The organism is Micromonospora sp. DT41, assembly GCF_049841715.1.
GTDB lineage: Bacteria > Actinomycetota > Actinomycetes > Mycobacteriales > Micromonosporaceae > Micromonospora > Micromonospora profundi.
Genome location: NZ_JBNCKU010000002.1, coordinates 467127 through 493530 on the forward strand (window position 1 = coordinate 467127; position 26404 = coordinate 493530).

Below are 26404 nucleotides of genomic sequence, written 5' to 3' on the forward strand. Positions count from 1 at the left end.
GTCGATGCAATGATCTTGAGGGAATCTTGCGGCTCGCGGGGCCGAAGTGCCCGCTTTCAGCCGAGGTCGACCAGCAGGGGGCGGTGGTCGGAGATGGTGGACAGCGGTGCGGTGACGGCGCGTACCGGTGGGAGTTCGGCGAGGGCGTGCCGGTCGGCGAGGATGTGGTCGAGTTGCACGCGGGGCTGCCCGGAGGGGTAGGTGGGGCGGCGGCCCAGGGGGCGCCAGCCGGTGATGAGCCGCGCCGGGCCGGCGGGCAGGTTGAGGTCGCCGAGCAGGACGCGGGGGCCAGGCAGGGCGCGTAGCGCGCTGATGGTGCGGCGGAGTTGGTGGGCGTTCCAGCCGGGGACGAAGGACAGGTGGGTCGCGGCGACGGTGAGTGGCCCGTGGGGGGTGTCCAGGACGGCGGCGAGGACGACTCGGGGTTCGTCGTGCAGCAGGATGAGGCCGCCGCCGGGGCCGGGAACGTAGACCGGGGAGCGCACGGGTGCGGGTTTGAGGCGGGTGACGTGCCAGCTGCGGACGGGGTGGCGGCTGATCAGGCCGATGCCGTAGCAGGGTTCGCCGTGGCCGTCGTCGTCGTGGCGCAGTGGGCGGAACTGTTCGCCGGGGGTGCCGACGACGGCGGCGGCGAAGCGGTGGTGCGGCGCGTCGAGGGCGCGGGCGGCGATGGCGGTGAGGTCGAGGTGGCCGCTGCGGCTCTGGTCGCGGTCGACTTCCTGAAGGGCGAGGACGTCGGCGTCGAGGGCGTGGACGGCGTCGGCGAGGCGGTCGGGGTCGACGAGCCCGTCGGTGAGGGATCGTCCGTGCAGCAGGTTGAAGGTGGCCAGGCGCACTCCTGCACCCTACGTCCCCGTGGCATGGTTGCCCGGTGGTGAAGCTGTTGCTGTGTTCGGTGCTGGTGTTCGTGGCGATCGGCGCGTTGGGGGTGTGGTTGCGGCGGGCTCGGGGTCGGTGACGGGGTGAGGCTGGCCACTTGGGCGCCGGTCAGGGGCGTTGGGTGGGGAGAATTGCCGGCCGTGGACGCCGTGACGCTGAGTACGCTGCTGGCCGCTGCCGCGATGGCCGGGTGGGTCGATGCCGTGGTCGGCGGTGGCGGGTTGCTGCTGCTGCCGGCGTTGCTGGTGGCGGCGCCGGGGTTGCCGGTGGCGACGGCGTTGGGCACCAACAAGTTGGCGGCAATCTTCGGTACGGCGACGGCGGCGGCGACGTACGCGCGGCGCACGAAGATCGACTGGCGGGTGGTGGGGCCGGCGGCGGGGTTCGCGGTGCTCAGCGCGGGTGTGGGTGCGGCGTTGGCGGGTGCGGTGCCGGCGTCGGCGTACCGGCCTGTGGTGTTGGTGGTGCTGGTGTCGGTGGCGCTGTTCGTGCTGCTGCGGCCCCGGCTCGGGGTGGTGGCGCAGCCGGCGCGGCGTACCCCGGCGCGGGTGGCTGTGGTGATCGCGGTGGCCGGGGTGGGCATCGCCCTGTACGACGGGTTGATCGGGCCGGGTACGGGCACGTTCCTGGTGTTGGCGTTCACGATGGTGGTGGGTGCGGACTTCGTGCACGGATCGGCGATGGCGAAGGTCGTCAACGCGGGCACGAACCTGGGTGCGCTCGTGGTGTTCGGGGTGACCGGGCACGTGTGGTGGCTGTTGGGCGCGGCGATGGCGGTGTGCAACATCGCCGGTGCGGTGCTGGGTGCGCGGATGGCGTTGCGGCGCGGCTCGGGGTTCGTGCGGATCGTCCTGCTGGTGGTCGTGTTGGCGCTGGTGACGAAGTTGGGCTACGACCAGTGGGTGGCCCGCTGATGCCGGTGGTGGCCGAGCACGACCGGGCGGTCCTGGCGCGGCTGCTGGGGCGGGACCCGGTGCTGCACGCGTACCAGTTGGGTGATCTGGACGATTTCCTCTGGCCGTACACGTCGTGGTTCCGGCGGGGTGAACAGGTGATCCTGCTGTATCACGGTATGGATCCGCCGACGCTTGTGGCGCTCGCGGCGCCGGACGGGCGGGCGGAGCTGGCGGCGTTGTTGGCCGAGGCGGCGCCGGTGCTGCCGGCCCGGCTGTACGCGCACCTGTCCCCCGGCCTCGCCGAGGCGCTGGACGGGTCGTTCCGGGTGGGTGCTGCTGGCCGGCATCATCGGATGGCGCTTACCGATCCGGCGCGGCTGGCGGCGGTGCCGCCTGCCGGCACGCAGTTGGGTGCGGCGGATCTGCCGCAGTTGCGCGAGCTGTACGCGCGGGCGTACCCGGGTAACTGGTTCGACGCGCGGATGCTGGACACCGGGCAGTACCTGGGGGTGCGCGAGGGCGGTGAGCTGGTGGCGGTGGCGGGTGTGCACGTGTTCTCGCGGACCTACCGGGTGGCGGCGTTGGGCAACGTGACGACGCATCCGCGGTGGCGGGGCAGGGGGTTGGGCGCGGCGGTGGTGGCGGCGCTGTGTGTACGGCTGCGCGAGAGCGTCGAGCACGTCACGTTGAACGTGAAGGCGGACAACGCAGCGGCGGTGCGGCTGTACGAGCGGGTGGGGTTCACCCGGGTGGCCGACTTCGACGAGTGTGTGGTGACGGCCCGGTAGCCGGTCAGCGGGGGCGGCTGGGTGAGTCGAACCGGCCGGCGCGGATCTCGCGCAGGGCGCGGCGGCGGATGTCGCCGCGCAGGGTGTCGACGTAGAGGGTGCCGCGCAGGTGGTCGGTCTCGTGTTGCAGGGCGCGGGCCAGGAAGCCGCTGCCGGAGATGGTGAGTGGTTCGCCGTGCTGGTCGACGCCGTGGGCGGTGGCGTGCAGGGCGCGTCGGGTCGGGAAGTACAGGCCGGGGATGGACAGGCAGCCCTCCTCGTCGTCCTGGAGTTCGTCGGACAGTTCCAGTGTGGGGTTGACGAGGTGGCCGCGGTGCCCGTCGGCGTCGTAGACGAACACCTGGGCGCTGACGCCGATCTGGGGTGCGGCGACGCCGGCGCGGCCGGGTGCGCCGAGCAGGGTGTCCATCAGGTCGGCCACGAGGGCGCGCAGTTCGGCGTCGAAGCTGGTCACCGGTTCGCAGTCGGTGCGCAGGACGGGGTCGCCGATGATCCGGATGGGCCGCATGGTCATGGGGTCAGCGTATCGGCGGTGGTGGCGGTTGCCCGGCGAGGGTGGCGCGGATCGGTGCGGTTTTCGCCGCGGCTTCGGCGACCTCGGCGTGGGCGTCGCTGTCCCAGGTGATGCCGCCGCCGGCCCAGGTGTGCAGCCGGTCGCCGTCGGCGGCGGCGGTGCGGATGGTCAGGCCGAGGTCGACGCGGCCGGGGGCGACCCAGCCGAGGGCGCCCATGCTGGCGCCCCGGCCGACGGGTTCGAGGGCGGCGATCTGGGTGAGGGCGGCGTGTTTGGGTGCGCCGGTGACGGAGCCGCCGGGGCAGGTGGCGCGCAGCAGGTCGGCCAGGCCGAGGCCGTCGGCGGCGTGGGCGCGGACTGTCGACTCGGCCTGCCACAGGTCGCACCAGCGGCGTACGGCGAACAGGTCGTCGACCTCGACGGTGCCGGTGCGGGCGACGCGGGCGAGGTCGTTGCGTTCCAGGTCGACGATCATGATGTGTTCGGCGCGTTCCTTGGCGCTGGCGAGCAGTTCGGCGCGGCCGGCGGGGGTGGCGGGGCGGGTGCCCTTGATGGGTCGGGTGATCAGTTGCCCGTCGTGGGCTTCGATGAGGGTTTCCGGTGAGGCGCAGCCGATGGCCCAGCCGTCGCCGGTGAGTACGCCGCCGTAGCGGGCGCCGGGCAGGCCGCCGAGGCGTCGCAGGGCGGGGATCGGGTCGCCGGTGTAGCGGGCGGCGGCGTGGCCGACGAGGTTGGTCTGGTAGACGTCGCCGCGGCCGATGGCGGCGCGGACGGCGTCGACGGCGTGGGCGTGTTGGGTGGGTGTCCAGCTCTCGGCCCAGTCGCCGAGCCACCAGCCTGCGGGTGGGCCGCTGGCCGGGGTGGTGCGCGGGCGGTGGTGGTAGACGACGACGGCGAGGTCGGGCAGGGCGGGTGCGGGCTCGGCGTTGCCCTGTGGGCCGCCGGTCAGGTGCGCGCCGGCGGCGGCGGACAGGTACAGGGCGGCGCCGCAGAGGCCGGTGTCGGTGCGGTGGCCGGTGGGTGTGGGTCGGGCCAGGTCGTGCAGGGGCAGCCCGTGCGCGGCGAGGAACTCCTGCGCGAGCGCGGCGGGGTCGCCTCCGTCGGTGCGGCGCCAGTGCAGACGGGCGCGTTCGACGAGCGCCCCGCGGCACCCGGCGGGGGCCGCTGGCGCATCGACCAGCACCTCTGGGAGCGTTTCCACGCCGTATGGACTGATCTTCCTCATCCGTTCAGTGGATTTCCCGTACACAAGACCGACACCTGCTCGATGCTGGACACTTTCACTTGGTACTGTGCGTCACTGGTCATGTGAACCATGACACAGTGCCCCCACAGTCCGGAGAACCCGATGTGCCAGCACCAACCGACCTGCCCTTCCGCCGAAGCCACTGACCGGGACGCCGCCCGGGTCCTCGCCTGCTTCCCTGAGCAGGGCTGGAGCCTGCTCTGCAACGGTGTCATCGTTTTCGAGGACACCGGTGAGCTGCTCCCCGACGGCAGCAGCATCGCCCCGCACCGCGGCCCCGCCCGACACGCCCTCGCGGCCTGATTGACCACCCAGCGTCACCGAATCGCCGCCGCCGACCCAGGCTAGTCCCCCGGTACGGGACACCCGAGCCCAGGTCAGCGCGGCTGCCGGGGCGGCACACACCGCCCGCCCCGGCCCGCCGTCGCCAGAGCCTCCGGCGGTGTCAGTCCTCGAACGCCTCCGGCGACGGGCACGAGCAGACCAGGTTCCGGTCGCCGTACGCGCCGTCGACACGCCGCACCGGCGGCCAGTACTTCCCCGCCCGGTCCACGCCGGCCGGATACGCGCCCACCGACCGCGGGTACGGGTGCGGCCAGTCGTCACCGCTGACCATCGCCGCGGTGTGCGGCGCGTTCGCCAGGGGGTTGTCGCCCGCCGGCCACTGCCCCGAGGCGACCTGGTCGATCTCCGCGCGGATCGCGATCATCGCGTCGCAGAACCGGTCCAGTTCGGCCAGGTCCTCACTCTCGGTCGGCTCCACCATCAGCGTCCCCGCCACGGGGAACGACATCGTGGGCGCGTGGAAGCCGTAGTCGATGAGCCGCTTCGCCACGTCGTCCACGCTCACACCCGTGGCCTTCGTCAACGGCCGCAGGTCAAGGATGCACTCGTGCGCCACCAGGCCCTTGTTGCCGGCGTACAGCACCGGGTAGTGCCCGCGCAGCCGCGCCGCCACGTAGTTCGCGGCGAGCACCGCCACGCCGGTGGCCCGGGTCAGACCGGCAGCGCCCATCATCCGCAGGTACGCCCACGGGATCGGCAGGATCCCCGCCGACCCGTACTTCGCCGCCGAGATCGCCGGCGTCGCATCGACGTGCGCGCCGAGCGGGTCGCCGGGCAGGAACGGCGCCAGGTGGGAACGCACCGCCACCGGACCCACACCGGGGCCGCCGCCGCCGTGGGGGATGCAGAACGTCTTGTGCAGGTTCAGGTGCGACACGTCCGCGCCGAACTTCCCCGGCTTGGCGAACCCGACAAGCGCGTTGAGGTTGGCCCCGTCGACGTACACCTGCCCGCCGGCGTCGTGGACCTTCGCGCACAGCGACGCGATGCCCGTCTCGTACACGCCGTGCGTCGACGGGTACGTCACCATGATCGCGGCGAGCGCGTCGCGGTGCTTGTCGATCTTCGCGTCGAGGTCGACCAGGTCGACGTTGCCGTCGTCGTCGCAGGCCACCACGACGACCCGCATGCCGGCCATCACCGCCGACGCCGCGTTGGTGCCGTGCGCCGACGACGGGATGAGGCACACGTCGCGGTGCGACTCGCCCCGCGACGCGTGGTAGGAGCGGATCGCCAGCAGCCCCGCCAGCTCACCCTGCGACCCGGCGTTGGGCTGCACGCTCACCGCGTCGTAGCCGGTCACCTCGGCCAGCCACGACTCCAACTGGCCGATCATCTCCCGGTAGCCGGCGGTCTGGGAGTCCGGCGCGAACGGATGGATGTGGGCGAACTCCGCCCAGGAGATCGGCTCCATCTCGGTGGTCGCGTTGAGCTTCATCGTGCACGACCCCAACGGGATCATGCCCCGGTCCAGCGCGTAGTCGAAGTCCGACAGCCGCCGCAGGTAGCGCAGCATCGCCGTCTCCGAGTGGTGACTGCCAAACACCGGGTGGGTCAGGAAGTCGCTCGTCCGGGCCAGGTCGGCCGGCAGCGCCGTGTCGCCGTCGCCGTCGCCGTCGAACGCCGGCACCCCGAACGCCGCCCACACCGCCTGCAGGTGCGCCACAGTCGTCGTCTCGTCGCAGGACACACCCACCCGGTCGGCGTCGACAAGCCGCAGGTTCACCCCACGCTCGGCGGCGGCCGCGACGACCTGCTCCGCCCGACCGGGCACGCTCGCGGTGATCGTGTCGAAGAACGCGACGTCCGCGACCCGCACGCCACCGGCGCGCAGCCCGGCCGCGAGCCGCGCCGCCATCGCATGGGTACGCGTCGCGATGTCCCGCAGCCCGTCCGGGCCGTGGTAGACGGCGTACATGCCGGCCATCACCGCCAGCAGCACCTGCGCGGTGCAGATGTTGCTCGTCGCCTTCTCCCGACGGATGTGCTGCTCACGGGTCTGCAACGCCAACCGGTAGGCGGGGTTGCCGTCGGCGTCACGGGACACACCGACCAGCCGGCCGGGAAGCATCCGCTCCAGGCCCGAGCGCACCGCCAGGTAACCGGCGTGCGGCCCACCGAAGCCCATCGGTACGCCGAACCGCTGCGTGGTGCCGGCGGCGATGTCCACGCCGATCTCGCCCGGAGCGCGCAGCAGCGTCAACGCCAGCAGGTCCGCGGCGACGGTGACGAGGGCCCCGACGGTGTGCGCGGCCTGCACGAGGGCGCAGTGGTCACGGACCGCCCCGGACGCCCCCGGGTACTGCAGGTGCAGGCCGAAGAACTCCTGCGGCAGCTCGTCGCGCTCGACGTCGACGACCCGCACCTCGATGCCCAGCGGCTCCGCCCGGCTGGCGATCACCGCGATGGTCTGCGGCAGCGCGTCGGCGTCGACGACGTACACACGGCTCTTGCTCTTGGACGCCCGGCGGGCCAGGGTCATGGCCTCCGCGGCGGCGGTGCCCTCGTCGAGCATGGAGGCGTTCGCGGTGGCCAGCCCGGTCAGGTCGGTGACCATCGTCTGGAAGTTCAGCAGCGCCTCCAGGCGGCCCTGGCTGATCTCCGGCTGGTACGGCGTGTACGCCGTGTACCAGGCCGGGTCCTCCAGGACGTTGCGGCGGATCACCGCCGGAGTGTGCGTGCCGTGATACCCCAGGCCGATCATCGACACGGCGACGGTGTTACGCGCCGCCAGGGCCCGCAGCTCGGCGATCGCCTCGGCCTCGGTGGCCGCCTCCGGCAGGTCCAGCGTGCCGTGCCAGCGGATCACCTCGGGAATCGCCGCGTCCATCAGCTCGTCGACCGAGCCGTGCCCGACGACCTCCAACATGCGGCGCTCATCGTCCGGTCCGGGACCGATGTGACGGGTGGCGAACTGCTCAACGGTCATCAGTGGCACTCCCGGGGCGAGGTCGACGTGTCGGCCTCCCCCTCTGTCGCACCCCTGTAGGGGCGCTCCACAGTGCCTGCCCACGAGGTCCTTTTGCCTGAGAGGTTCCGGGGAGGATTTGCCCCTTCGGCGCCGCCCCGGGTGCTGTCGGGCGGTCTCTCCCACGTGGGTGTTACCGGCGCGGTCAACGCTACCAGCGCCGGTGTTTCGAGCCGATGTCCTACCCCCGGACCGTCACACCCACGCCCCGGCGGCGACCCGGTCGGCAAGCGCGGGCAGCACCACACCCAACGGCGCGTCCACGCACACTGTGGCGTACCCGTCACCACGGGTCGGCCCCTGGTTGACAATCGCGACCGGAATGCCGTTTTTCGCCGCCCGGATCACGAACCGGCGACCCGACATCACCGTCAACGACGAGCCCAACACCACCAACGCCCGCGCCTGCTCCACCAGGTCGAAACACCGCGCGACCCGCTGCGGCGGCACCGTCTCACCGAAGAACACCACGTCCGGTTTCAGCATGCCTGTCTGACAGATCCCGCAGTCCACCGGCCGGAAACCGGCCACCTGCTCGTCGGGGAGATCCACATCACCGTCCGGGTTGACCGCGTCGACCTGCGCCACAAAGTCCGGGTTCGCCTCGCGCAGCCGCCGGTCCACCTCCTCCCGGGACGTCAGGTTGCCGCAGTCCAGGCAGGTCACCTCGTCCAGGCGGCCGTGCAACTCCACCACCGGCGCGCTGCCGGCGGCGCCGTGCAACCCGTCCACGTTCTGGGTGATCACCGCGTCGACCAGACCGGCGTGTTGCAGCCGCGCCACCGCCCGATGCCCGGCGTTCGGCGCGGCCCGCGCGATCACCCGCCACCCCAGATGACTCCGCGCCCAGTACCGCCGCCGCGCCAAAGCATCGCCGGTGAACGCCTGGAACGTCATGGGCGTGTGCCGGCGGGCCACGCCGCTGGGCCCCCGGTAATCCGGGATGCCCGACTCGGTGGACAGGCCCGCCCCACTGAGCACCACCACCCGCCCACCGGCCAGCAGCGAGGTCAACGCGTCGAGGCTGTCGGTCACCCCACCATGCTGCCTCAGCCCGCCCACCGCCGACCAACCCCGCCCTCAGCAGTGCACGAGCCGCGACCGGCCCCGGCCGGTACGTTGAAACGATGCGCATCGTCATCGCCGGAGGCCACGGCAAGATCGCCCGACTGCTGGAGCGTCACCTCGCCGACCGGGGCGACACCACCGTCGGCCTCATCCGCAACCCCGACCAGGCGCCCGCGCTGCGCGCCGCCGGCGCCACCCCGGTCGTCTGCGACCTCGAACACACCGACGTCACCGACCTCGCCGCGCACCTCGACGGCGCCGACGCGGTGATCTTCGCTGCCGGAGCCGGCCCCGGCAGCGGCGCCGCCCGCAAGGACACCGTCGACCGGGGCGCCGCCGCGCTCCTCGCCGACGCCGCCACCCACGCCGGCGTCCACCGCTACCTGCTGGTGTCCTCCATGGGCGTGGACAAGCCACCAAGCCCCGGCACCGACGACGTGTGGGCCGCGTACCTGCTGGCCAAACGCGCCGCCGAGGACGACCTGCGCGCCCGCGACCTCGCCTGGACGGTGCTGCGCCCCGGCCGACTCACCGACGACGACCCGACAGGCCACGTCACCCTCACCCGCCACGCCGGCAGCGGCGCGATCAGCCGCGCCGACGTCGCCCTCGTCCTCGCCGCGCTCCTGGACGCACCCCACACCGCAGGCGCGACACTGGAACTCGTCGCCGGACCGACACCCATCGCCGACGCCGTCGACGCCACCCGCACCTGACCGGTGGGATCCGCTGTCGGCGGACCCCACCGGTCACACACCTCAGCGCTGGTGGTGCCGCGGCAACGCCGTCTGACCCGGCGCACCGTCCACGAACGGCCCACCAGGCGTCTGCGCGGCGATCCGATCCATCGTCCGCGCCAACTGCTCACTGCCCTCGTCGAGATGACGCGCCGCCGCCTGCATGTGCGACACCATCATCTCCCCGAAGATCCGCAACGCCTCCCGGGTCGCCACCGAATCGTCGAAGCTCGGCCCGGCCGACGCGCGGTAGTCCGCCACCGCCCGCTCCGCCTCCAACTTCGCCTCCTCCGCCGCCGCCCGCATGTAACTCTCGTACTGCACCCGGGCGTACTCGGCGACCCGCCGCGCGTAGTCGTGCGCCTGCGCGATGATCTGCTCCGCCTCCCGCTGCGCCGCCGACAGCAGATTCACCTCCTTCGCCGCCGGGGTCTTCGCCACCGCACCCGCGCTCGGGATCACCCCGTGCCGGTGCAACTCCACCCGGTCGGTGAGGCGCTCGTTCTCCGCCCGCAGGTTCGCGATCTGCGTCGCCATCAGATCCAGCTCGTCGGCGACCTGCACCCGGAACCGGTCCACGTCGGCGCTGTCATAGCCGCGCCGCGCGAACGGCGCCGTACCGAACTCCCACCGCCGTACCCGGTCGGCCGTCATCCGCACCTGCACACCACCGGAGACCTGCACACCGTCGTACCGGCTGATCGGGGTCGCGCTCACTGCTCACCCCTCTCGCTCGACTGCTGCCGCACCGCCGTACGCCACGCCGGGCCGTACCACTGCGCGCCCAAACCCTCGTGGTGCACCTGACCGGCGTGGAAACCCGCCCGCGCCAACGCCTGCACCGAATGCGACACCATCTCGTCGGACCCACACACGTACACGTGCCGCGAACGCCAGTCACCATCGGCCAACGCCCGGTCCACCGCGTGCACGAACTCCCCAGGCCGGTTCACATCCGCACCCACCACATACGTCACCGTCAACCACGGACACGACGACGCCAACTTGTCGATCGCGTCACTGTCATAGAACTCGCTGCGCGAACGAGCCCCCACGTACAGATCCACCCGACGATGGGAACCCTCCGCGGCGACCTGCTCCACCAACGCCTTCACCGGCGCCCAGCCGGTGCCCGCCGCCAGCAACAACAGATCGCTGGAGCCGGCCGACCACAACGCCAGCCGCTCCCCCACCGGCGCGGCCAGATGCACCCGGTCACCCACCGACGACCCATACACCAGCCGCGACGACACCGCACCACCCGGCGCGGCCCGCACATGCAACTCCACGGTGCCGTCCGCGCGGGGAGCGTTCGCCGGCGAGTAGTACCGCCACGACCGCACCGACGGATGCGACACCCCTATCGACTGACCCGGCGTGAACGGCAACAGGTACTGCGGACGTAACGTCAACACCGCCACGTCGAACGCCCGCCGCTCATGGGCCACGATCTCCGCCACCCACCACGGCGGATTCACCGCCTCCGCCGCCTGCGCCGCCTCCGTCATCACCTGCGCGACCAGCCCGTACGCCGCAGCCCAGTCCTGGGCCAACTCGTCGGTCCACTGCTCTGCCAGGAAATGCTGCAACGTCGCCAGCAGCGCCTCACCGACCGCCGGATAGTGCTCGGCGCGGACCGCGAACTTCCGGTGGTCCGCCCCCAGATCCTGCAGATAACCCACAAGCCGGTCCACCTGGTCCACATGCGACACGATGTGCCCCAACGCGGTGACGAGGCGGTCCCGCTGACCGGCCATGTTCGTGGGGAACATCTGCCGAGTCTCCGGGTGGGCCAGAAACAACGTCGAATAGAAGAAGAGCGGAACCTGATCGCCGTGCCCGGCGACCTGGGACCAACTCTGCTTGAGTCGGGCCGCGTCCACGCTCAGGCGCCCGGATGCGTCCCGGCGGCCACCACCTGATCCTGAACCTGCGCCAGCACCGCCTGCACGTCGGCCAGGATGTCCCCGGGCACACCCAACTCGGTCAACGCCGCGCTCAGGTGCCCACCGACCTTGGCGTACTGCTCCGCGGTGATACCCAACGGCTGGTGCGCCTCGGCCAACCCGCGACCCGCGTACTCGTTCGGGCCACCCAACACCACCGCCAGCATCAGCGCGAGGTGCCGCCGCTGAGCCGCCATGTCCACAGAGGTGAAATAGGGCGCCAGCTCAGGATCGGCGAGCACCTTGTCGTAGAACAGCTCGACGGCCGCCTTCACAGCGTTCGCACCGCCAATGCGGTCGTAGTGCGAGGAGGGAGCGGTTTCTTGCGTAACCGTCACGGTCGTTCCTTCCAGGGATGGAGGGGTCGCGCCGGGTCAGCGCGCAGGGGCAACGGACACCGGCGCAACACCTTCATGCCACGGCGCCACACCGATGGACCGTGTCGGACGATAGCGTGCCGCTGACGCCCGGTCAGGGCCCCCCTATCCGATTCCCGACAACGCCACACACGCAGAGTCACCACAGCCAGGTCAGAGCCCATGACCGGAACCCACAGTGGACCCCCGACCCGCGGGGCAACACCAGCGCCACGGGTCGGCTCGCTTGAAACCGGGGCATCCGACGCGCTCGGACACCGCGAATCCCCAGAAGACGAAGTCGACCAAAGGACTGCGAAAGAAAACCCGCAACAGCGGGGACGGGACTCAGCCCGCGCGCCGCCGCGCCCGCCGGGCCGCCAACTCGTCGGCCACCGACTCCACCTCGGGCGCCACCGCCGGCTCCGCAGGGCCACTCGCCGGCTCCGCCGGCAGATGCGACAACGACCCCTGGATCTCCTTGAAAGCCCCACCGATCGCGATCCCGAACACACCCTGGCCACCCTGCAACAGGTCGACCACCTCCTCCGGAGACCGGCACTCGTACACCGTCGTCCCATCAGAGATCAGCGTGATCCCCGCCAGATCCTCCACACCACGCGACCGCAACGCCTCGATCGCCTTACGGATGTTCTGCAGGGACACCCCCGCATCCAACAACCGCTTCACGACCTTCAACACCACAAGGTCCCGGAACGAATACAACCGTTGCGTCCCCGAGCCCGAAGCGTCCCGCACGCTCGGCACCACAAGCGTCGTCCGCGCCCAGTAATCCAACTGCCGATAACTGATGCCCACCGCGTGACAAGCCGTCACACCTCGGTAGCCCACCGAGCCATCACTCTCAGTCGCCGAGACACCCGGCTCACTCAACTGTGCACCCGGATCGGAATCCTGCGGCTCGTGCATCCGGACAACCTCCCCGTCAGTGCGGCGACGCGTCGCTTCCGGGACGCGCACCCCTCGACACGGCAACCCTATCGCCACGCTCAGGAGTTACCACGGAGAAACAGGCGCGACACGCCGCGCAGCCACCCGAGAAAGATCACCAACCCGCCCCGGGGCATCACCAACAGTGACACCCACCCGGGAACCGAGCCCAGTCAGCCCGCGAAATCCTCCGGACGCACCTGCTCCAGGAACTCGCGGAACTTCTCCACCTCGTCCTCCTGCTCGTCAGGGATAACGATCCCCGCTTCGCTGAGGACCTGCTCAGCACAACGAATCGGCGCACCAACCCGCAACGCCAACGCGATCGAATCGCTCGGCCGCGCCGACACCCGCACCCCATCGCCGATCAACAGATCCGCGTAGAACACGTTCTCCTTGAGCTCAGTGATCTCCACCGCCTGCAACGGCGCCTGCAAAGCCGCCAACACGTCCCGCAGAAGATCATGCGTCAACGGACGGGCAGGCTTCACACCCTGCTGCTCATAAGCGATGGCCGTGGCCTCGACCGCACCGATCCAGATCGGCAGATAGCGGTCGCCCTCGACCTCCCTGAGCAGGACGATCGGCTGGTTGCTGGGCAGCTCCACCCGAACTCCGACCACGCTCAGCTCGCGCACCGCCGCCTCCGTGTCGTCGTCAACCTACGCACCGCGCCCTTCCCTGCACGGTACACGGACCGAAACACGGCCGTCCCATGCGCTACAGCACCACGCCCGCGCCAGAAAGGGGTTACCCCAGCAAGCCTACGGCACTCTTCCCGAAAGAGATCTTTCCGCTCCGCCGCCGCCCAGCCGCCACCATCACCGACCCAACGTCGACCGCAGACCCACCCGCACCAACGCCGCATGCAACTGCTCCGACAACGCCACCAACTCCCGCGCCGTCTCCGCAGCCCGCGCCCGCGCCGCCGGATCACTCTGCCGCGCCAACGGCGCCACCAACTGAGCGAACAAACCGACCTCACGATCAGCCGCACTCCGGTAACCCCGCAGATGCCGCGGTTCCAACCCGTACGCCGCCAACCCCGCCACCGCCGACGCGATGATCAACGCATCCCCGTCGTACCAGCCAGGCGGATCAGACACGAGCACACCGAGGCGCTCCAACTCCACCAACGTCGACTCGTCGATCCCACTACGGGCCACCAGATCAGCCCGGCCGAGCCGCACCTGCGACGACTCGGCCGGCTCCACCGACTCCCGACCCGGCACCGCACCATCAGGACCGACCGCAACCAACGAAGGCCGCGACCGCCCCGGCTGCTCACCGGACGAATCCCACTCCGCCAACTGCTCACGGATCACCCGCAACGGCAGATACCGGTCCCGCTGCGCGGACAGCACAAACCGCAACCGCGCCACATCGTCCCAGCTGTACTTCCGGTAACCAGCCGCCGTCCGCTGCGGCTCGACGAGCCCTTCGGCCTCGAGGAACCGCAGCTTCGAAATCGTGGTGTCCGGGAAATCCACCCGCAACTGCCCCAGCACCTCACCGATGCTCATCAGCGGTTGGGACCGGGCCGCCCCGGGTGGCGTGGAGGCCGCAGGCTCGTTCACCCCCGGCCGGCCTCCTCCTCCGGGCGCGGACCGGCGATGAACACCACCCGGAACTTACCGATCTGAACCTCGTCACCATTGCTCAACGTGGCCGCCTCGACCCGCTCACGATTCACATACGTGCCGTTGAGGCTGCCCACATCCCGCACCGTGAACGTGCCACCGTCCCGGTGGAACTCAGCATGCCGCCGCGACACCGTCACATCGTCAAGGAAGATGTCACTGTCCGGGTGCCGGCCACTGGTCGTCACATCGTGGTCCAACAAGAACCGGGCACCCGCATTCGGACCCCGACGAACCACCAGCAGCGCCATGCCGGGCGGCAACGAACCGGACATCCGGCTCGGCACCACATCGGTGTCCGGGCCCTCCAGCACTTCGTCGAGCGAGCCGAGATTGAGCGTCGAAGTGACGTCGAGCGGGGGGAACTCGTCGTCTGGCCGCGTCATGGGACCACCTCACGGATCTGTTCGGTCGGCGTCGGGTAATGGCGGGTCTGGCCGCCGGGCACTCGAACACCCGGCGGCTGGCTCCCCGTGCCCGGGAAGGCAATTCCGCAACGCTCAACTAATGGTTTCTTCTCGGTCGACTGGGCGAGCCTAGCCAGCGCCGAAATGCAGGGCAACCGGACGCGCGCAGACAACACGCCCGCCGGATCAAGCACACTCAGCCTTCGGTGATCTTCTGGTACGCGCCCGCAGTCAGCAACCCGTCCAACGCCGTCGGGTCATTCGGCGTGATCTCCACCAACCAACCCGCACCATACGGATCCGAGTTGATCAACTCGGGCGTGTCACCAAGCGCCTCGTTGCGCGCCGCCACCGTACCCGCCACCGGCGAGTAGATCTCCGACACACTCTTTGTCGACTCGATCTCACCCAACGAATCACCGGCAGCGACCACCGCACCGACCTCAGGCAACTGCACGTACACGATGTCGCCAAGCGCGTCCTGCGCGAAGTGCGTGATGCCGACGCGGGCCGAACCCGTGCCCTCACCCGCCACCCACTCATGCTCGGCGGTGTATCGCAGATCCTCGGGAATCACCAGACGCGTCCTCATCCATCGGTGCCCCGGACCACCGGCCCGGCGCGGCCGCGCCGGTCAGGAGACCGGACGGGCGTGTTCCAACTTGATCGGCGCGTGCAGCGCCGAAACCTCGGCAACCTCACGCTCCCCAAACGTCACGTTACCGCCGTCACCCCGGACCGACGCGACCACCCCGCCAGGAATGTTCAACGCCGTACGCATCGTCGCCGGATCACCGATCACCGTGATCGTGAACGGCGGCGGCAACCGCCGCCCCTCCACCACCAGCGACCCGTTCTCCCCGTCCAGGAAGTACGTCGACGCGATGACCCGCACCGCCGTCCGGTCACCACCGGTGATCTGCATCGCCTCCGCACCGGCGCCCCGCAGCTCCTGCACCGCGTCCAACACCCGCGTCGCCGAGATCGGCTTGGCCCCACTGATGAACTGCACCGTCAGACCCGGCCCCACCGCCGGCAACGTCCCCGCCAGCACACCAAGCTCGTCCGCCCGCCGCGTCGCCTCGTCCAACGCCGCCTGACGGCCCTGCTCGCCCGAGGCCAACTGCCGCTGACTGTCCTCCAACGCCCGAATGTCCTGCTGAAGCCGGTTCTCCCGCGCATCCAGATCCGACAGGATCCGCACCAGGTCCTCCTGACGCGTCGCCCCCAACGTCGGATCCGTCGACGTCGTCTTCAACTGCACCACGAGGGTGAAACCAAGCAACGCCAACAACGCCGCGATCATCACCCCGGCCGTACTCAACCGCGACCGACCAGCCACCACCGGCCCGGCACGCCGCACCGGCAGCTCCTCCAGCCCGTCCGTCCGCCCGACCGGCTCCTCCGACCGCGACACCGCGCTCAGGTCCACCGTCGCACCGTCATCGACAGGCGCCACACCAGGCTCCCCGGCCGGAGGCTCCGCCTCCACCGGGCCGTGCGGCGCCAACGGGCTCAGCTCGTCCGGATCCGGCGCATCCGGCCGCGGGTCCGGCTCACCCGCCGGGCCACCCGGCCGCGCCGGACCCGCCGGCTGCGGCCAACCCGTCCCCGTCTCCGTCTGCTCGTCGCTCATCGCATCAAACCTACGCCCGGAACAGGTGCCGGCGGATCGCCGCCACATTCCCGAAGATCCGCACACCCAGCACGACGACCACACCGGTGGACAACTGCCCGCCCACCCCCAACTGGTCACCCAGGTACACGATCAGACCCGCCACCAGCACATTCGAGATGAACGACACCACGAACTGCTTGTCGTCGAAAATGCGGTCCAACTTCGCCCGCACCCCACCGAACACCGCATCCAACGCGGCAACCACCGCGATCGGCAGGTACGGCTGCAACGCCGCCGGCACCGTGGGATCAAGCCACACCCCGAGCACCACACCGGCGAGCAACGCCAGCACCGCGATCATCGGCCACCTCCGGAAGGGCTAGCGGTCGCCGAGGGACCCGACGACCCGGGACTGCCGGACCGGCCACCCGACACAGAAGGGCTCGGACTGACCGACGGCTTGGCGTAGCGTAGCTGCGGCTCCGGTGCCGCCGGCAGGGTGAGGTCGTCAGCACCCCGCACATCGAACGACAGGCCCGTCTGCTGCGCGACCTCCCGCATCAACGCCGCATTACGGCTCGCCTCGAACTGGCGACGCATCGACCCCGGTCCGATCGCCGACACCTCGTACGGCCCGGTCACCGGCCGGAAATCCACAAGGATCGCCTCACCCGCCGAACGGATCGTCGACGTCGAGGTCAACCGCTGCCCGTTGATGGCGACCGCCTCCGCACCAGCACTCCACAACGCGTTCGCCACCCCCTGGAGATCGCTGTAGAGCACCCGCGGCGGCCCCGCCCCCGCACCGGTCACCGCGTCCGGGTTGCCTGGCGCGTCCGCCAACCGCACCACCACACCGTCGCCGCGCACCCGGCCCAGCCCGGTGCTCGCCTCCAGGTCCCGCAGCCGCGCCGCCGTCGAGCCGCTCAATGCCGCATCCCGCTGCCGGCTGACCTCCTCGCGCAGCTGGTCCGCGCGCTGCGACAACCTGTCGGTCTGGCTCTCCCGGTCCTTGATCTGCGCCACCAGCCCGGAACGGGCCTGCGCGCGCCCCGGCTCGTCGGCCATCGTCTGCCGGTAGGCGACCGCGAACAGGAAACCCAGCACCACCACCACGGCCAGGCTCACCGAGCGCCCGGACCAGGCCCGCCACCCCCGCTCCGGCGTCGGCACACCCTTGCGCCGGCGTGCCGCCGCCGCGTCGGCGTACCCCGGATCCAGCGGGTTGCGGAACAGTTCGGTGAGGAAGTCCGGCGCGTACACCCGATCCTGGCGCGGCCGTTGAGGCCGCTCCGGCTGCTGCTGCGGCGGCGGCGGGGTGGCGCTCACGCCGCCGCTCCCGGACCGCGTGCCGCGCGCACCAGCCGTGCCGCCTGCACCACGTACATCGCGCCGGCCACCCAGTAGAGCACCAGACCCCACCAGGCCAGGCCCCAGCCGATGGCGGCGGCAGCCGTGGCCACCCCGCTCGCCGCTGTCGCCAACAGCAGCACCGGGAACGCCGCCAGCAGCAGGAACGTGGCGGTCTTACCGACGTAGTGCACCGGGGGCGGGCCGTACCCGTAGCGGCGCAGCACCGCCAGCGAGCCGAGCAGCAGCAACTCCCGCGCCAGCAGCGCGGCGGTGAACTGCCACGGCACCACCTCACGCGCGGTGAAGGCGACAAGGGTGGCGAGGATGTAGAGCCGATCGGCCAGCGGGTCGAGCAACTCCCCCAGCCGGCTCACCTGGCGCATCCGGCGGGCAATCCAGCCGTCCACCCAGTCGGTGGTGCCGCCGATGGCCAGCACGACCACGGCCGCCACGTCCGCGCGCTCCACCAGGAACAGGTAGAGGAAGATCGGTACGCCCAGCAGCCGTCCGAAGCTGATCAGGTTGGGCAGGGTGAGCACCTGGTTGCTCGGGGCCTGGTCGTCGATGTCCCGCGGATGCTCTGCCCGAGCCGGCCGACTCGACACCGAACCTCCTCCACGGCACGCTCCGGCACCGGCCGTCGTCGGCGCGGCAAAGGTCGTACGCGCTGTCGGGCCGGCAACGCCGGCTCCCCTGCGGCCCCGGGGCGGGACCCGTTCCCTGATGCGGCCCGCGATCTCGATGATCACGGGCCGGGTGAGTGCGCTGCCACTATATCGGGCTCGTGCCCGAGCGCTGGGTGCCGCCGTCCGGCGGTTGGCGCGGTGTTCGCGCGTTGTGTCGTGGATCACCACGCGTAAAGCGTCCTAGGACGCTAGTCGAAGGGTCGAGCGCTCAGGCCGTCTGCACGGCCGCAGTGTCGGGCTGCTGCTCCGGCACCGTCTGGTTGGCCGCCCGGGAGAAGGCGTGCAACGCCTGCAACAGGTCGTGCTGCATCCGGGGCGGCATCCGATCCAATACCACCTGCACAGCGCGCTGGCGCCGCTGCGCCAACTCCGACAGCAGGGTCTGCGCCGCCGCCGTCGGCACCAGCCGCACCTCCCGCCGGTCCCGCGGATCGGCCACCCGGCGCAGCAGGCCCGTCGCCTCCAACCGGTCACAGAGCCGGCTGGCCGACGACGGCACCACGTCCAACAACTCGGCCAACCCGTTGACGTTGGTCTCCGGCCGGCTGCTGATCAGCGCCAGCACCCGCAACTGGGTCGGCGGCACCGGATGCCGCGACGACGCCGACTCAAGTACGGCGATCAGCGTCTCGGCGGCCGCGTCGATAGCCGAGGCGAGATCCGCAGGTCGCTCCACCTGATGTCCCCTGCCGTCGTCGCGCTGGTGCCCGCCCAGCGCGGCGCTGATCCTCATCCGCCGTTCCGCTCGCGCGGACCGTGCCAATCCAGGCAGACCACGACCGCGTCGTCGCGCAAATCGGAATCCGCGTGATAGGCGTGCAGTTCGCGCATCACCGTACCAACCGCCTCGGTCGCAGGCTGCAACCGCGTGGCACGCAGAGAGCGCGCCATCACCCGCTGACCGTACGGCTCCCGGCCGGCCGGCTCCGCGGCCCACACCCCGTCACTGACCACGAAGACCCGCTCCCCCGGCGTGAGCTGGAACTCCTGCACCTCGTACCGGGTCTCGGCGAACATGCCCAGCGGTAACTGCTGCTCCAGGCTGATCGGCTCGACCGTCTTGCCGCGCATCCGCAGCATGTGCGGCGACCCGGCGTCGACAGCCCGCATCAGCCCCGACGGAATGTCCAACTCCAGCAGCAACGTCGCCACGTGCCGACGCCCCCGGTGCTGGTAGAAGACCGTGTCCGAGGCCAGCTCCGCCTGCTCCACGAGACCACCGTCGGAGCGGCGCGCGTTGCGCATCGCGTTGACGGTCACCGAGGTCAGCAGCGACGCCGCCAGGCCGTTGCCCTCACCGTTGAGCACCGTCAACGTGAGCCGGTCACCGTCCAACGACCAGTCGAAGTGGTCACCACCGACCGTGTACGCCGGCTCCAGCTGACCCGCCAGGTCAAACGCGCGGTGCGTCACGCTGCGACCCGGCAGCAGGTCCCACTGCATCTCGGCGGCCATGCTCAACCGCTCACGTCGACGAACCCGGCGGTAACGGTCGGTCTCGCGGTCCGCGGCCCGCAACGCCACCGCCAGGTCGCCGGCGATGTCGGTGGCGCGACCCGTGAGAGCCGGGCCGGGCACCGCCGGCAACTCGATGAGCAGCACACCGAGCCGCTCGCCCCACACCGTCAGCGGCAGGTAGAGCCGGCACCCGCCGTCCTCGGCGCCGTCGCGCACCGGTTGCTGACTGCTGAAACAGCGCTGCGCCACGGTGTGACAGGCCAGAAAGCCTGCCGCTGGCAGATCCGGGTCCAGCACCGGCCACAGCCCGCTGATCCGGTAATCTGCGACGAACACGTCGGTGCGTACCGCGCCAAGCGCCGAGCGGATCGCCCGGTCCGCGGCTTCCGCCAACTGGTCCGGTGGGGCCTCCCGCAGCGCGCGCGACACCACGTCCGGCGCGTCCACCATGCTCGCTCCTCCAGAAACTTGCTACAGGGCAAGCATCATACGGACGCCGTCGGACAACCGGTCGGCGCGGGTCAGTCGGCGTCGCGCGTGGCCAGCACCCCGTGGAACGCGTCAGGCACCTCCACCGGCGGGCCGTCCGGCCGCCACCGGTCGACCGGTACGATCCCGTCCGGCGTCGGCCTCCACCGGCCCAGCAGCGGCGCAAACGCCGCCGCAGGACGCATCCGGAACGCCGGCCCCATCATCGCCAGCGCCTGCGGATACCCCGCCAACTCCTCGGTGTCGAAATCCACCGCCAGCAGGCTGCCCGGCGCCGCAGCCGTATACAACTCGTCGAGGGTCCGGGTCAACGTGTCGTCGTCGAGGAACGCCGCGAGCCCGAGGAACACCACCCCCACCGGCCGCCGCCCCCAGCCCGGAACGAAACGGTGCAGCTGCGACGGATCGATGGTGCCGATGTCGGTGGCGTCACCGAAGCCGTAGCCGGCCCGGTCGCTGCCGGCGAGGATGCTCTGCCCCAGCCGGATGGTGACCGGATCCACGTCGGTGTAGAGCACAGTGGCCTCGGTGGCGACCTCGTGCACGTTGCCCATCGTGGGCAGCCCCGCGCCGAAGACCAGGAAACCGTCCACGCCCTGCTCGCTCATCGCCCGCACCGCCCGGCCCAGGAAGGCCCGCAGCTCGCGGAAGACCGGCGCACACGGCCCGTACGCCTGTTCGAAGGCGTGCGCGGCGGCCACGTCGACCGGAAAATGGTGCTCGCCGCCCAGCCAAAAGTCGATCATGCGGGCGGTGCTCGGCTCGGCCGGTTCACCCATCGACGACGCTCCCCTCCGGCGGTCGGCGACCAGCGTACCGACCCGGGCCCGCTCGGCGGTATCGCTCCGCCGCGCCGCCACGCCCGCGATACTGGCCGGGCAGGAGGTGGACAGTGAACTCGGCGGACAGCGCGGCGGTCGTGGTCGGCGTGGACGGCTCGGAGCCGGCCCTACGGGCGGTGCGCCTCGCCGCCGCCGAGGCCGCCCGCCGACACCGGCCGCTACGGGTCGTCCACGGCTTCATCTGGCCGCTGCTGAACGTGCCGGTCTCTCCCGCTCCGGACGCGCCGCCCGGCGGCGGTCTGCGCCACCAGGCCGAGGAGCTTGTCGCCGCCGCGGTGGCCGAGGCCGAGGCCACCGTTCCCGGCCTGTCGATCTCCGGCGAGATCATCGACGGCGAGGCCGCGGCGGTGCTGATCGGCGAATCCCCCACCGCGGCGCTCATCGTGCTCGGCGACCGGGGAATGGGCGGCTTCACCGCGCTGATCATCGGTTCGGTGGCGGTGCAGGTCGCCGCGTACGCCGACTGTCCGGTGCTCGTGGCCCGCGGCGAGCAACGCCCCGACGAGCCGGTGGTGGTGGGAATGGACGGCTCGGCGGCGTCCCGACTCGCCGCCGAATTCGCCGCCGAGACCGCCCTGACGCGCGACGTGCCGCTGCACGCCGTGCACGCCTACCGCCATCCGGGCAGCATCGGCCCCGGCGACATGCAACCCCTGGTGTACGACGCCGACCGGCTGCGCGCCGAGCAGGAACAGGTGCTCGCCGGGTGGCTGGCCGGGCTGGTCGAGAGCCACCCGGGGCTGCGGCTCACCGGTCAGGCCACCCGCGGGCGGGCCCGCACAGTGCTCACCGAGGCGTCGCGTACCGCCCAACTCGTCGTCGTCGGCGGCCACGGCAGAGGTGAGGTGACCGGGTTGCTGCTGGGGTCGGTGAGCCAGGCGGTGCTGCACCACGCCCACTGCCCCGTCGCCGTCATCCGCGCGCCCCGCTGACCACCGGGGTTGACCTGCCGCAGGACGGGTAGACGGCCGCGGTACGCCAACGGCGACGAAGGAGGCAGCAGATGCCAGGACCACGGCCGGGAAGCAACGCGTACGACAAGCAGCGGGCGCGACTGCGCAACGCCATCGACGACTCCGGACGGCGGGTGCCCGACGGGAAGGCAAACCAGGTCGCCAACAAGATCCTCCAGGAGGATCGCGGCCAGCGGGGCGTCGTTCGCGGCGAGCGCACCTACGGCCCCAAGGGCGAGCGCGAACCGGGCGACCCGAAGTGAGGACGGTCGACCTGGCCGACGGCGCCATCGCGGGCGCCGTCGGCAGCACCGCGCTGAACGTGGTCGGCTATCTGGACATCGCCCTGCGGGCACGGCCGGCGAGCACCACTGCGGAGCAGACCGTCGGCCGGCTGGCCGACATCGCACACGTGGACCTGGGGCCGGCGCCCCGGGCGGAGACCCGCCGCTCCGGGCTCGGGCCGTTGATCGGCTACGGGCTGGGCATCACCGCGGGCATGGCGTTCGCGCTCTACGCCGGTGGTCGTCGGCAGTCACTGCCGCTGGCCACCGGCGTGCTCGGCGCCGGTGTCATGGCCATGACCGACGGGTCCATCACCGCCCTGGGCATCAGCAACCCGCGTACGTGGGGGCGCTCGGACTGGGTCTCGGACATCATTCCGCACCTGGCGTACGGGCTGACGGCCGCCGCAACCTGGAACAGGCTGCGGCGGCCGTCACGTCGCGACAGTTAGGCCCGGGTGTCGCTGTCGTCCTCGGCGACCGGCTCACCCGCCGGGCCGTACGGCGACACCTGGCCCTTGGGCACCGGCCGACCGGCGTCTCCGCGCGACGAGCCACGGTTGCGCGGGTGCCCGGTCGGCGTGGGCCCCTTGCTGTCCTGACTGGTAGCTCCCTTGGCGTTGCGCCGGAACTCCTCCTGCTGCGGGTTGACCACGAGTGTCTCCCTCCAGGTACGGCAGGCGGCATCGACCGCCTCCACCGCCGGCATACCCGCCCCGCCCGACGGCATTCCGGCCCCGCGTACCGGCTCACTGCCGGCGTGAGGGCTAGCCGGCCGCGGGGCGGGTACCCACCCGGTGTGGGCGACGATCGAGCGGTGGTGCGGGTCCTGCTGGACCGGCGGGGCGACACGTACGCGGAGGAGGCCGGGATCCGGCTCGCCGACCGACCGGGGCCGCTGTACCAGTTGCTGGTGCTTGCCACCCTGCTGAGCACCCGGATCCGGGCGTGTGTGGCGGTCGACGCCGCACGGGAGTTGTTCGCGGCCGGCTACCGCACGCCGCAGGCGATGGAGGCGGCCACCTGGCAGCAGCGGGTCGACGCGCTCGGCCGGGGTCACTACCGCCGATACGACGAGCGGACCGCCACAATGCTCGGCACCGGCGCGCGACTGTGCCTGGACCGCTGGCACGGCGACCTGCGGCGGCTGCACCGGGAGGCCCAGGGCGACCCGGTCGGGCTACGCCGACGGCTCACCGAGTTTCCCGGCATCGGACCCACCGGCGCGGACATCTACCTGCGCGAGGCCCAGACGGTCTGGTCGGACCTGCGCCCGTACGCCGACCGGCGCGCCCTGGCCGGCGCGAAGCGGCTCGGTCTGCCGGGCTCACCGGACCGGCTGGCCGGGCTCGTCGACGGGCCGGACTTCGGTCGCCTCGCCTCGGCGCTGGTCCGGGTGGCGCTCGGGGAGGAGTCCGCCGGCGAGGTCACCCGCGTCGCCGCCGGCTGAGGCGCTCACTTGACTGTCTTGTCACCCGGGCGGGTCAGGTGCCACACCAGCAGCGCGGCGAGCAGCGCCAGGACGATCAGCCCGCCGGAGATGCCTCGGCCCTCCTCGGGGCTGCGGCCCGCGCTGCCGAAGTAGATCACCGCGAGGCCGGCGAGCACTGTGACCACCTTGCGAAAACCTTGGTCCTTCACATACCGCACCGTAGGCAGCAGGACGCCGCTTCGGGATGTTTTGGGCGGATCATCCACCGTCCGGGTGGCCTCCGGCGTGCCTGTCGACGACGAAGCCGCGTAGCCGCACCCGCCGTACCGCGCGGTCGGCGACCTCCACCACCTCGATGGTCAACCCGGGCAGTCGCACCGTCTCGCCCGGCGCACCCGGCAGGTGACCCAGCCGCGCCAACACCAGACCGGCCACCGTCGTGTACTCCCGCGACAGCGGGAAGCTCAGCCGCACCCCCAGGTCGGGCAGGTCGTGCAGCGGGAAATCACCGGGCACCAGCAGCGACCCGTCCGGCTCGGGCGTCACGTCCTGTACGTCCCGGTCGGTCTCGTCGTACAACTCGCCGACGACCTCGGCCAGCAGGTCCTCCAGGGTGATCATGCCGTCGATGCCGCCGTGCTCGTCGACGACGAGCGCCAGTTGCTGGTGTTCCTGACGCAACTGGCGCAGCGCGTCGGCGACCGGCAGTGTCACCGGCAGCAGCAGTGGCGGCCTCCCCCGCTCCTGAACGGTGCCCACGCCCGACTGCACCAGGTCGCGGATGTGCACCACGCCGATCACGTCGTCCAGCCCGCCGGGACCGGTCACCGGCGCGCGGGACCGTCCGGCGGCAGCCAACCGACGGACACCCTCGGCGGCGGGGAGGTCGGCCGGCAGCGTGGTCACCTCCCGCCGGGGCACCAGGATCTCGCGGAGCGTCCGGCCGGCGATGTCGAAGGCACCGGTCAGGATCTCCCGCTGCTGCGCCGAGAGCCCGCGCCGGCTGACGAGCATCTCGCGCAGCTCGTCCTCGGTCATCTCCTCACGGCTGGCCCGGGGGTCGCCGCCGGCCAGCCGGACCACCACGTCGGTGGCCCAGCTGAGCAGCCAGACCGCCGGTCGGGACACCCGGGCGAGCAGATCCAGTGGCCGGGCGCTGAGCAGCGCCCACCGCTCCGCCCGCTGCATCGCCAACCGTTTCGGCGCCAGCTCACCGAACACCAGCGTGACGAAGGTCAGCGCCACAGTCACCAGGACGATCGCGGTGGGGCGGGCCGCCGCGCCGAGGAAGCCGAGCGGAGCCACAAGCGGTTGGGCAAGCGACACCGCGGCCGCCGCCGAGGCCAGGAACCCGGCCAGGGTGATGCCCAACTGGATGGTGGCCAGGTAGCGGTTCGGATCGCGCGACAGCCGCACCAACCGCTCGCCGGTACGGGTTCGCCGCCCCAGCCGCCGCAGCTGCCCCTCGCGCAGCGTCACCAACGCCATCTCGCTGCCGGAGAGCGCCGCGTTGACAAGGATCAGCACGGCCACCAGCACCAACTGCCCGAGCTGGCTGCCCATCGCGCACCCCCGTCCGCCACCTCAGGTCACTCAACCGCAGCGCACCCGGCCCTGGTCCGGTTCCGGGCGCTCAGTCGACCTCCAGGTCGTCAAGCGAGATGGAGTGCGTCATCAGCCACCGGGCCAGCGCCGACATGCCGAACAGCCACAGCGGAACCGACTCGGTGGGGCCGTTCGTGGCGTAGATGGCGAACCGCAGGTCCGGCGCGCGGTACGCCTCGATCCGCCACTTGTGCTGCCGGTCCCGCCAGACCGCCGAAGGGTCCATGCCGTCACCGTAGGTGACCGTCGCCGACGGCGGGGCCGGTTGGAGTACCGGAGCGCAGGCGAGCGGCAGCGGTCAGCGGCGCGGTTGATCCTGCTCGGCCGAAGCGGTGGCTCTCCGGACGCAGTCGTGCAGCAGGGCGCGGCGCTTGTCGTGCACGTCGTCGGGCTCCTTGTCAGTTGCCGCGTAGACGTTGCTGACCGGCGACCAGGCCATGGACATGGCGATCACCATGGCCAGGATGTCGAACGGGTCGCCTGCGCGAATCCGACCCGCGGCCTGGGCCTCGGCGATGGCGGCCAGTTTGCGATCGTCGTAGTGCTCGTGGGTCTCGACGAGGTGCCCGGCGGGCCGGCGCTCCAGTCGGGTCCAGGTCGCCAGCCGGATGAGGTCGGGGCGGCGCAGGTACTCGTCGTAGAGGCGAACGGCCCAGTCGGCGAGATCGTCGGCGTCGATGGGCACGACGTTGGTGATGCGCTCCAGCGAGCTGAGGAAGATCGCGTCGAAGAGCCGTTCCTTGTCACCGAAGTAGGCGTAGAGCTGCGCCTTGTTGGTGCGCGCGGCCGAGACGATGCGGTCGATGCGCGCCCCGGCGATGCCGTGCTGGGCGAACTCCTCGGTGGCGGCGTCCAGGATGCGCTGGTAGGTCGCGGCGCCTCGCGAGGTCTGGGGCTGTGCCGACATGGCCCCCAGCTTAGCAAACAGACTCGTCGGTTTGCT

33 protein-coding genes and 1 riboswitch are annotated in these 26404 nt (G+C 71.4%); of the genes, 8 read left to right on the forward strand and 25 right to left on the reverse strand.

What is annotated here, in order from left to right; translation table 11 throughout:
* Positions 1-56: 56 nt before the first annotated feature.
* On the reverse strand, positions 57-836 hold the full coding sequence (locus tag ACLQ23_RS06165) for an endonuclease/exonuclease/phosphatase family protein (protein WP_377666123.1): 780 nt from the start codon (positions 834-836) through the stop codon (positions 57-59).
* 183 nt (positions 837-1019) lie between these two features.
* Here ACLQ23_RS06165 and ACLQ23_RS06170 point away from each other — a divergent pair, with 183 nt between their 5' ends.
* Entirely contained in the window at positions 1020-1793 is a 774-nt protein-coding gene (locus ACLQ23_RS06170; protein WP_355596500.1) for a sulfite exporter TauE/SafE family protein, read from the forward strand.
* A complete protein-coding gene (locus ACLQ23_RS06175) occupies positions 1778-2563 on the forward strand; it encodes a GNAT family N-acetyltransferase (protein ID WP_425880430.1) in 786 nt (261 codons plus the stop codon). Before ACLQ23_RS06170 ends, ACLQ23_RS06175 begins: the two co-directional genes overlap by 16 nt.
* A 4-nt stretch (positions 2564-2567) precedes the next feature.
* Here the strand turns inward: ACLQ23_RS06175 and ACLQ23_RS06180 are convergent, their stop codons facing one another.
* On the reverse strand, positions 2568-3077 hold the full coding sequence (locus ACLQ23_RS06180) for a peptide deformylase (protein ID WP_355596496.1): 510 nt from the start codon (positions 3075-3077) through the stop codon (positions 2568-2570).
* 4 nt (positions 3078-3081) lie between these two features.
* Positions 3082-4302, reverse strand: coding sequence for a chorismate-binding protein (locus tag ACLQ23_RS06185; RefSeq protein ID WP_425735924.1), 1221 nt, complete (start codon positions 4300-4302; stop codon positions 3082-3084).
* Positions 4303-4425: 123 nt separating this feature from the next.
* Between ACLQ23_RS06185 and ACLQ23_RS06190 the strand changes: the two genes are divergently transcribed.
* Positions 4426-4626 carry a DUF5999 family protein gene (locus tag ACLQ23_RS06190; RefSeq protein WP_053661069.1) on the forward strand — a complete coding sequence of 67 codons (201 nt, stop codon included), beginning with the start codon at positions 4426-4428 and terminating at the stop codon, positions 4624-4626.
* 142 nt (positions 4627-4768) lie between these two features.
* Here the strand turns inward: ACLQ23_RS06190 and gcvP are convergent, their stop codons facing one another.
* Both gcvP and ACLQ23_RS06200 read right to left on the reverse strand, forming a co-directional pair.
* Positions 4769-7597, reverse strand: coding sequence for an aminomethyl-transferring glycine dehydrogenase (gene gcvP, locus ACLQ23_RS06195; protein ID WP_425735923.1), 2829 nt, complete (start codon positions 7595-7597; stop codon positions 4769-4771).
* A gap of 75 nt (positions 7598-7672) precedes the next feature.
* Positions 7673-7771, reverse strand: a riboswitch (glycine riboswitch).
* 60 nt (positions 7772-7831) lie between these two features.
* Positions 7832-8671 carry an NAD-dependent protein deacetylase gene (locus tag ACLQ23_RS06200; RefSeq protein ID WP_425880431.1) on the reverse strand — a complete coding sequence of 280 codons (840 nt, stop codon included), beginning with the start codon at positions 8669-8671 and terminating at the stop codon, positions 7832-7834.
* 92 nt (positions 8672-8763) lie between these two features.
* On the opposite strand from ACLQ23_RS06200, the gene ACLQ23_RS06205 reads away from it, so the two are divergent.
* Positions 8764-9420, forward strand: a complete 657-nt coding sequence (locus tag ACLQ23_RS06205) for an NAD(P)H-binding protein (RefSeq protein WP_355596488.1) — start codon at positions 8764-8766, stop codon at positions 9418-9420.
* A gap of 42 nt (positions 9421-9462) precedes the next feature.
* Here the strand turns inward: ACLQ23_RS06205 and ACLQ23_RS06210 are convergent, their stop codons facing one another.
* The 15 genes from ACLQ23_RS06210 to ACLQ23_RS06280 all read right to left on the reverse strand — a co-directional run bounded on the left by ACLQ23_RS06210 (position 9463) and on the right by ACLQ23_RS06280 (position 21124).
* Positions 9463-10158, reverse strand: a complete 696-nt coding sequence (locus ACLQ23_RS06210) for a DivIVA domain-containing protein (RefSeq protein ID WP_425880432.1) — start codon at positions 10156-10158, stop codon at positions 9463-9465.
* Positions 10155-11324, reverse strand: coding sequence for a globin domain-containing protein (locus ACLQ23_RS06215; RefSeq protein ID WP_355596484.1), 1170 nt, complete (start codon positions 11322-11324; stop codon positions 10155-10157). The genes ACLQ23_RS06210 and ACLQ23_RS06215 overlap by 4 nt, the downstream gene beginning before the upstream one ends.
* Positions 11325-11326: 2 nt before the next feature.
* On the reverse strand, positions 11327-11725 hold the full coding sequence (locus tag ACLQ23_RS06220) for a group I truncated hemoglobin (RefSeq protein ID WP_425880433.1): 399 nt from the start codon (positions 11723-11725) through the stop codon (positions 11327-11329).
* 366 nt (positions 11726-12091) lie between these two features.
* Entirely contained in the window at positions 12092-12673 is a 582-nt protein-coding gene (locus ACLQ23_RS06225) for a MerR family transcriptional regulator (RefSeq protein WP_355596481.1), read from the reverse strand.
* A 194-nt stretch (positions 12674-12867) separates the two neighbouring features.
* On the reverse strand, positions 12868-13332 hold the full coding sequence (locus ACLQ23_RS06230) for a bifunctional nuclease family protein (RefSeq protein WP_007460347.1): 465 nt from the start codon (positions 13330-13332) through the stop codon (positions 12868-12870).
* Between the two features lie 183 nt (positions 13333-13515).
* Complete coding sequence (locus ACLQ23_RS06235; RefSeq protein ID WP_355596643.1) at positions 13516-14217, reverse strand: MerR family transcriptional regulator; 702 nt, start codon at positions 14215-14217, stop codon at positions 13516-13518.
* Between the two features lie 50 nt (positions 14218-14267).
* Positions 14268-14720, reverse strand: coding sequence for an oxoglutarate dehydrogenase inhibitor Odhl (odhI, locus tag ACLQ23_RS06240; RefSeq protein ID WP_007071101.1), 453 nt, complete (start codon positions 14718-14720; stop codon positions 14268-14270).
* Between the two features lie 217 nt (positions 14721-14937).
* A complete protein-coding gene (gene gcvH / locus ACLQ23_RS06245; RefSeq protein ID WP_355628319.1) occupies positions 14938-15318 on the reverse strand; it encodes a glycine cleavage system protein GcvH in 381 nt (126 codons plus the stop codon).
* Positions 15319-15375: 57 nt separating this feature from the next.
* Positions 15376-16377: a DUF881 domain-containing protein gene (locus tag ACLQ23_RS06250; protein ID WP_425880434.1), complete on the reverse strand. Its 1002-nt coding sequence runs from the start codon at positions 16375-16377 to the stop codon at positions 15376-15378.
* A 10-nt stretch (positions 16378-16387) separates the two neighbouring features.
* Positions 16388-16720 carry a small basic family protein gene (locus ACLQ23_RS06255; RefSeq protein ID WP_007460356.1) on the reverse strand — a complete coding sequence of 111 codons (333 nt, stop codon included), beginning with the start codon at positions 16718-16720 and terminating at the stop codon, positions 16388-16390.
* Positions 16717-17622 (reverse strand): DUF881 domain-containing protein, encoded by a 906-nt coding sequence (locus ACLQ23_RS06260; protein ID WP_355596641.1) that lies wholly within the window; start codon positions 17620-17622, stop codon positions 16717-16719. The genes ACLQ23_RS06255 and ACLQ23_RS06260 overlap by 4 nt, the downstream gene beginning before the upstream one ends.
* Before the next feature lie 62 nt (positions 17623-17684).
* Positions 17685-18317, reverse strand: a complete 633-nt coding sequence (locus tag ACLQ23_RS06265; RefSeq protein ID WP_425735921.1) for a CDP-alcohol phosphatidyltransferase family protein — start codon at positions 18315-18317, stop codon at positions 17685-17687.
* A 289-nt stretch (positions 18318-18606) separates the two neighbouring features.
* Positions 18607-19074, reverse strand: a complete 468-nt coding sequence (locus ACLQ23_RS06270; protein ID WP_355596637.1) for a MarR family winged helix-turn-helix transcriptional regulator — start codon at positions 19072-19074, stop codon at positions 18607-18609.
* A 53-nt stretch (positions 19075-19127) separates the two neighbouring features.
* Positions 19128-20306 carry a PP2C family protein-serine/threonine phosphatase gene (locus tag ACLQ23_RS06275; RefSeq protein WP_355596477.1) on the reverse strand — a complete coding sequence of 393 codons (1179 nt, stop codon included), beginning with the start codon at positions 20304-20306 and terminating at the stop codon, positions 19128-19130.
* Between the two features lie 71 nt (positions 20307-20377).
* Positions 20378-21124, reverse strand: a complete 747-nt coding sequence (locus tag ACLQ23_RS06280; protein ID WP_425735920.1) for an SAM-dependent methyltransferase — start codon at positions 21122-21124, stop codon at positions 20378-20380.
* A 113-nt stretch (positions 21125-21237) separates the two neighbouring features.
* Here ACLQ23_RS06280 and ACLQ23_RS06285 point away from each other — a divergent pair, with 113 nt between their 5' ends.
* The 3 genes from ACLQ23_RS06285 (at position 21238) to ACLQ23_RS06295 (ending at position 22876) form a co-directional block, all read left to right on the forward strand.
* The gene (locus ACLQ23_RS06285) at positions 21238-22119 is read left to right on the forward strand and encodes a universal stress protein (protein ID WP_355596471.1); all 882 of its coding nucleotides are present in this window, start codon (positions 21238-21240) and stop codon (positions 22117-22119) included.
* 71 nt (positions 22120-22190) lie between these two features.
* Positions 22191-22403 (forward strand): hypothetical protein, encoded by a 213-nt coding sequence (locus tag ACLQ23_RS06290; RefSeq protein WP_053661037.1) that lies wholly within the window; start codon positions 22191-22193, stop codon positions 22401-22403.
* The gene (locus tag ACLQ23_RS06295) at positions 22400-22876 is read left to right on the forward strand and encodes a hypothetical protein (RefSeq protein WP_355596469.1); all 477 of its coding nucleotides are present in this window, start codon (positions 22400-22402) and stop codon (positions 22874-22876) included. Before ACLQ23_RS06290 ends, ACLQ23_RS06295 begins: the two co-directional genes overlap by 4 nt.
* Here ACLQ23_RS06295 and ACLQ23_RS06300 read toward each other — a convergent pair.
* Complete coding sequence (locus tag ACLQ23_RS06300; protein ID WP_053661400.1) at positions 22873-23079, reverse strand: hypothetical protein; 207 nt, start codon at positions 23077-23079, stop codon at positions 22873-22875. The genes ACLQ23_RS06295 and ACLQ23_RS06300 overlap by 4 nt on opposite strands.
* 144 nt (positions 23080-23223) lie before the next feature.
* On the opposite strand from ACLQ23_RS06300, the gene ACLQ23_RS06305 reads away from it, so the two are divergent.
* The gene (locus tag ACLQ23_RS06305) at positions 23224-23874 is read left to right on the forward strand and encodes a hypothetical protein (protein ID WP_355596467.1); all 651 of its coding nucleotides are present in this window, start codon (positions 23224-23226) and stop codon (positions 23872-23874) included.
* Between the two features lie 5 nt (positions 23875-23879).
* On the opposite strand, the gene ACLQ23_RS06310 is transcribed toward ACLQ23_RS06305, so the two are convergent.
* The 4 genes from ACLQ23_RS06310 to ACLQ23_RS06325 all read right to left on the reverse strand — a co-directional run bounded on the left by ACLQ23_RS06310 (position 23880) and on the right by ACLQ23_RS06325 (position 26368).
* Positions 23880-24065 carry a hypothetical protein gene (locus ACLQ23_RS06310; protein WP_355596465.1) on the reverse strand — a complete coding sequence of 62 codons (186 nt, stop codon included), beginning with the start codon at positions 24063-24065 and terminating at the stop codon, positions 23880-23882.
* Between the two features lie 49 nt (positions 24066-24114).
* Positions 24115-25419 (reverse strand): hemolysin family protein, encoded by a 1305-nt coding sequence (locus tag ACLQ23_RS06315; protein WP_355596463.1) that lies wholly within the window; start codon positions 25417-25419, stop codon positions 24115-24117.
* Between the two features lie 70 nt (positions 25420-25489).
* Positions 25490-25687 carry a hypothetical protein gene (locus tag ACLQ23_RS06320; RefSeq protein WP_030492010.1) on the reverse strand — a complete coding sequence of 66 codons (198 nt, stop codon included), beginning with the start codon at positions 25685-25687 and terminating at the stop codon, positions 25490-25492.
* A gap of 72 nt (positions 25688-25759) precedes the next feature.
* The gene (locus ACLQ23_RS06325) at positions 25760-26368 is read right to left on the reverse strand and encodes a TetR family transcriptional regulator (RefSeq protein WP_425735919.1); all 609 of its coding nucleotides are present in this window, start codon (positions 26366-26368) and stop codon (positions 25760-25762) included.
* Positions 26369-26404 lie beyond the last annotated feature (36 nt).

Bases quoted from the DNA above. Each gene is read 5' to 3' on its own strand.
- ACLQ23_RS06235 (WP_355596643.1), bottom strand. From the start codon at position 14,217: ATGAGCATCGGTGAGGTGCTGGGGCAGTTGCGGGTGGATTTCCCGGAC.
- ACLQ23_RS06255 (WP_007460356.1), bottom strand. From the start codon at position 16,720: ATGATCGCGGTGCTGGCGTTGCTCGCCGGTGTGGTGCTCGGGGTGTGG.
- ACLQ23_RS06190 (WP_053661069.1), top strand. From the start codon at position 4,426: ATGTGCCAGCACCAACCGACCTGCCCTTCCGCCGAAGCCACTGACCGG.
- ACLQ23_RS06225 (WP_355596481.1), bottom strand. From the start codon at position 12,673: ATGCACGAGCCGCAGGATTCCGATCCGGGTGCACAGTTGAGTGAGCCG.
- ACLQ23_RS06325 (WP_425735919.1), bottom strand. From the start codon at position 26,368: ATGTCGGCACAGCCCCAGACCTCGCGAGGCGCCGCGACCTACCAGCGC.
- ACLQ23_RS06275 (WP_355596477.1), bottom strand. From the start codon at position 20,306: ATGGTGGACGCGCCGGACGTGGTGTCGCGCGCGCTGCGGGAGGCCCCA.
- ACLQ23_RS06315 (WP_355596463.1), bottom strand. From the start codon at position 25,419: ATGGGCAGCCAGCTCGGGCAGTTGGTGCTGGTGGCCGTGCTGATCCTT.
- ACLQ23_RS06185 (WP_425735924.1), bottom strand. From the start codon at position 4,302: ATGAGGAAGATCAGTCCATACGGCGTGGAAACGCTCCCAGAGGTGCTG.
- ACLQ23_RS06180 (WP_355596496.1), bottom strand. From the start codon at position 3,077: ATGACCATGCGGCCCATCCGGATCATCGGCGACCCCGTCCTGCGCACC.
- odhI (WP_007071101.1), bottom strand. From the start codon at position 14,720: ATGACGCGGCCAGACGACGAGTTCCCCCCGCTCGACGTCACTTCGACG.
- gcvP (WP_425735923.1), bottom strand. From the start codon at position 7,597: ATGACCGTTGAGCAGTTCGCCACCCGTCACATCGGTCCCGGACCGGAC.
- ACLQ23_RS06290 (WP_053661037.1), top strand. From the start codon at position 22,191: ATGCCAGGACCACGGCCGGGAAGCAACGCGTACGACAAGCAGCGGGCG.
- ACLQ23_RS06320 (WP_030492010.1), bottom strand. From the start codon at position 25,687: ATGGACCCTTCGGCGGTCTGGCGGGACCGGCAGCACAAGTGGCGGATC.
- ACLQ23_RS06250 (WP_425880434.1), bottom strand. From the start codon at position 16,377: ATGAGCGACGAGCAGACGGAGACGGGGACGGGTTGGCCGCAGCCGGCG.
- ACLQ23_RS06280 (WP_425735920.1), bottom strand. From the start codon at position 21,124: ATGGGTGAACCGGCCGAGCCGAGCACCGCCCGCATGATCGACTTTTGG.
- ACLQ23_RS06205 (WP_355596488.1), top strand. From the start codon at position 8,764: ATGCGCATCGTCATCGCCGGAGGCCACGGCAAGATCGCCCGACTGCTG.